The following is a 4,090-nucleotide window of genomic DNA, read 5'->3' on the forward strand; positions in this document are numbered from 1 at the left end:
GCTATTCGATATTCAGTCTGTTCCGCAACGGGTTGTCGTATCACGAGAACTGGGAGCGGCAGTGGAGAAGCCCGGAGCCGAAGAAGGAGTACGACGTGGTGATCGTCGGCGGCGGCGGCCATGGTCTCGCGACGGCCTATTACCTCGCGAAGGAGCACGGCGTGAAGAACGTCGCGATCCTGGAGAAGGGCTGGATCGGCGGCGGCAATACGGCGCGCAATACGACCATCGTGCGTTCCAATTACCTGTGGGATGAATCCGCGGCGCTCTACGAAAAGGCGATGAAGCTCTGGGAAGGGCTCTCGCAGGACCTGAACTACAACGTGATGTTCAGCCAGCGCGGCGTGATGAATCTCGCGCACACGCTGCAGGACGTGCGTGACACCGAGCGCCGCGTGAATGCGAACCGCCTGAACGGCGTGGACGCCGAATTCCTCACGCCGGAGCAGATCAAGGAAATCGAGCCGACCATCAACCTGAACAGCCGTTACCCCGTGCTGGGCGCCTCGATCCAGCGCCGCGCGGGCGTGGCGCGCCACGACGCGGTGGCGTGGGGCTTCGCGCGCGGCGCCGACCAGCACGGCGTGGACATCATCCAGAACTGCCAGGTGACGGGCATCCGCCGCGACGGCGCGCGCGTGACGGGCGTGGACACCTCGAAGGGTTTCATCAAGGCGAAGAAGGTCGCCGTGGTGGCCGCCGGCAACACCACGACGCTCGCCGACATGGCGGGCGTGCGCCTGCCGCTCGAAAGCCACCCGCTCCAGGCGCTGGTGTCGGAGCCGATCAAGCCCGTCGTGAACACCGTCATCATGTCCAACGCGGTGCATGCCTATATCAGCCAGTCCGACAAGGGCGATCTCGTGATCGGCGCGGGCGTGGACCAGTACACGGGCTTTGGCCAGCGCGGCAGCTTCCATATCATCGAGGGCACGCTGCAGGCCATCGTCGAAATGTTCCCGGTGTTCTCGCGCGTGCGCATGAACCGGCAGTGGGGCGGCATTGTCGATGTTTCGCCCGACGCGTGCCCGATCATCAGCAAGACGCATGTGAAAGGGCTCTATTTCAATTGCGGCTGGGGCACGGGCGGCTTCAAGGCGACGCCGGGCTCGGGCTGGGTGTTCGCGCACACGATCGCGAACGACGAGCCGCATCCGCTGAATGCGCCCTTTGCGCTGGACCGCTTCTATACGGGCCATCTGATCGACGAACACGGCGCCGCTGCGGTCGCGCACTAAAGGAGACCTGATCATGTTGCTGATCGAATGCCCATGGTGCGGTCCCCGCGCCGAAGTCGAGTTCACGTGCGGCGGCGAAGCCGACATTGCACGCCCGCTCGACACCGACAAGCTCACCGACGAGGAATGGGGCGACTACCTCTTCATGCGCCACAACCCGCGTGGCGTGCACAGGGAGCAGTGGCTGCACGCGCAGGGGTGCCGCCGCTGGTTCAAGGCGACGCGCGACACCGTCACCTACGAGATCCAGAGTTACGAGACCTTCGGCGCGGCCAACGTGGCCAATGAGACGCAAGGCAGCAAGCAAGGGAGCACGCAGCGATGAGCCAGAAGAACCGCCTCGGCGCCGGTGGGCGCATCAACCGCGCGATTCCGCTGAACTTCGCGTTCAACGGCCGCACGTATCAGGGCTTTCAGGGCGACACGCTCGCCTCCGCGCTGCTCGCCAACGACGTCCACTTCGTCGCGCGCAGCTTCAAGTACCATCGCCCGCGCGGCATCATGACGGCCGACGTGGCCGAGCCGAACGCCATCGTGCAGCTCGAGCGCGGCGCGCATACGGTGCCCAACGCGCGTGCGACCGAGATCGAGCTGTACCAGGGCCTCGTCGCGACGAGCGTGAACGCCGAGCCGAGCCTCGAAAACGACCGCATGGCGATCAACCAGAAGTTCTCGCGCTTTCTGCCTGCGGGCTTCTACTACAAGACGTTCATGTGGCCGCGCAAGTGGTGGCCGAAGTACGAAGAGAAGATTCGCGACGCCGCGGGTCTGGGCAAGGCGCCCGAAGTGCGCGACGCCGACCGCTACGACAAGTGCTTCGCGCATTGCGACGTGCTCGTGATCGGCGGCGGCCCCGCTGGTCTTGCGGCCGCGCATACGGCGGGCGCGAGCGGCGCACGCGTGATTCTCGTGGACGACCAGCGCGAGCTGGGCGGCAGCCTGCTTGCGTGCAAGGCCGATATCGACGGCCGTCCGGCCCTGCACTGGGTCGAGAAGATCGAGGCCGAACTCAAGCAGATGCCGGACGTGAAGATCCTGTCGCGCAGCACGGCGTTCGGCTATCAGGACCACAATCTCGTGACCGTCACGCAGCGTTTGACGGACCATCTGCCCGTATCGACGCGTCAGGGCACGCGCGAGCTGCTCTGGAAGATCCGCGCCAAACGCGTGATTCTAGCAACCGGTGCGCACGAGCGCCCCATCGTGTTCGGCAACAACGATCTGCCGGGCATCATGCTGGCCTCGGCGGTATCGACGTATATCCATCGCTACGGCGTGTTGCCGGGACGCAATGCGGTCGTGTTCACGAACAACGATGCTGGCTATCGCTGCGCGCTCGACCTCAAGGCGTGCGGCGCGAACGTAACGGTCGTCGATTCGCGCATGCAGGGCAATGGCGCGTTGCAGGCGGCCGCGCGCCGCCAGGGCGTGAAAGTGATGTACAACGCGGCCATCCACTGCGCGCACGGAAAACAGCGCGTGAGTTCGGTCGATGTGGTGGGCTACACGAACGGTCAAACCGGCTCGCAACAGGCGACGCTCGCGTGCGACCTCGTCGCGGTCTCGGGCGGCTTCAGTCCCGTGCTGCATCTGTTCGCGCAGTCGGGCGGCAAGGCGCACTGGAGCGACGCGAAGGCGTGCTTCCTGCCGGGCAAGCGCGTGCAGGAGGAAGTGAGCGTGGGTGCGGCGGTGGGCGAATTCGGCCTTGCCCGCGCGCTCACGCAGGGCGTGGACGGCGGCATCGACGCGGCAAAGTCGCTTGGTTTGCCCATCAAGCGGCCCGCCGTGCCGAAGGCCGCCGAAGTCGAGGAAACGCCGCTGCAGGCGCTGTGGCTCGTGGGCAGCCGCAAGGAGGCGGCGCGCGGGCCGAAGCAGTTCGTCGACTTCCAGAACGATGTCTCGGCGGCGGACATCCTGCTCGCCGCGCGCGAAGGCTTCGAGTCGGTCGAGCACGTGAAGCGCTACACGGCCATGGGTTTCGGCACCGACCAGGGCAAGCTCGGCAACATCAACGGCATGGCGATCCTCGCCGGCGCGCTCGGCAAGACGATTCCCGAAACGGGCACGACGACGTTCCGCCCGAACTACACGCCCGTCACGTTCGGCACGTTCGCGGGGCGCGAACTCGGCGACCTGCTCGACCCGATCCGCAAGACCTGCATTCACGAATGGCACGTGCAGCATGGCGCGAAATTCGAGGACGTGGGCAACTGGAAGCGCCCCTGGTACTACCCGAAGAGCGGCGAGGACCTGCACGCGGCGGTCAAGCGCGAGTGCCTCGCGGTTCGCAACAGCGTGGGCATACTCGACGCTTCGACGCTGGGCAAGATCGACATCCAGGGGCCGGACGCCGCGAAGCTGCTGAACTGGGTGTACACGAACCCGTGGCTCAAGCTCGAAGTGGGCAAGTGCCGCTATGGGCTGATGCTCGACGAAAACGGCATGGTGTTCGACGACGGCGTGACGGTGCGCCTCGGTGAGCAGCACTACATGATGACGACCACCACGGGCGGCGCCGCGCGCGTGCTCACGTGGCTCGAACGCTGGCTGCAGACCGAATGGCCCGACATGAAGGTGCGCCTCGCTTCGGTCACGGATCACTGGGCGACCTTTGCTGTGGTCGGCCCGAAGAGCCGCAAGGTGCTGCAGAAGGTGTGCAAGGACATCGACTTCGACAATGCCGCGTTCCCGTTCATGTCGTACCGCAACGGCACGGTCGCCGGGGTGAGGTCGCGCGTCATGCGCATCAGCTTCTCGGGCGAGCTGGCCTATGAAGTGAACGTGCCGGCCAACGCGGGCCGCATGGTGTGGGAAGCCCTCATGGAAGCGGGCGCCGAATTCGACATCACGCC

General features: G+C 65.8%; 3 protein-coding genes. All 3 read left to right on the plus strand.

Annotated features, from left to right (window positions below; translation table 11 throughout):
• Positions 1 to 1,238, plus strand: a 1,238-nt coding sequence (locus BMI01S_RS36185) for a sarcosine oxidase subunit beta family protein (protein ID WP_063769763.1), incomplete at its 5' end; no start/stop codon positions are given.
• Positions 1,239 to 1,251: 13 nt separating this feature from the next.
• Positions 1,252 to 1,563, plus strand: coding sequence for a sarcosine oxidase subunit delta (locus BMI01S_RS36190; RefSeq protein WP_028233012.1), 312 nt, complete (start codon positions 1,252 to 1,254; stop codon positions 1,561 to 1,563).
• A partial coding sequence (locus tag BMI01S_RS36195; RefSeq protein WP_042292868.1) for a sarcosine oxidase subunit alpha family protein occupies positions 1,560 to 4,090 on the plus strand: 2,531 nt, incomplete at its 3' end. The genes BMI01S_RS36190 and BMI01S_RS36195, both read left to right, overlap by 4 nt.

Origin of the sequence: Paraburkholderia mimosarum LMG 23256 = NBRC 106338 (genome assembly GCF_000739815.1) — a bacterium.
GTDB lineage: Bacteria > Pseudomonadota > Gammaproteobacteria > Burkholderiales > Burkholderiaceae > Paraburkholderia > Paraburkholderia mimosarum.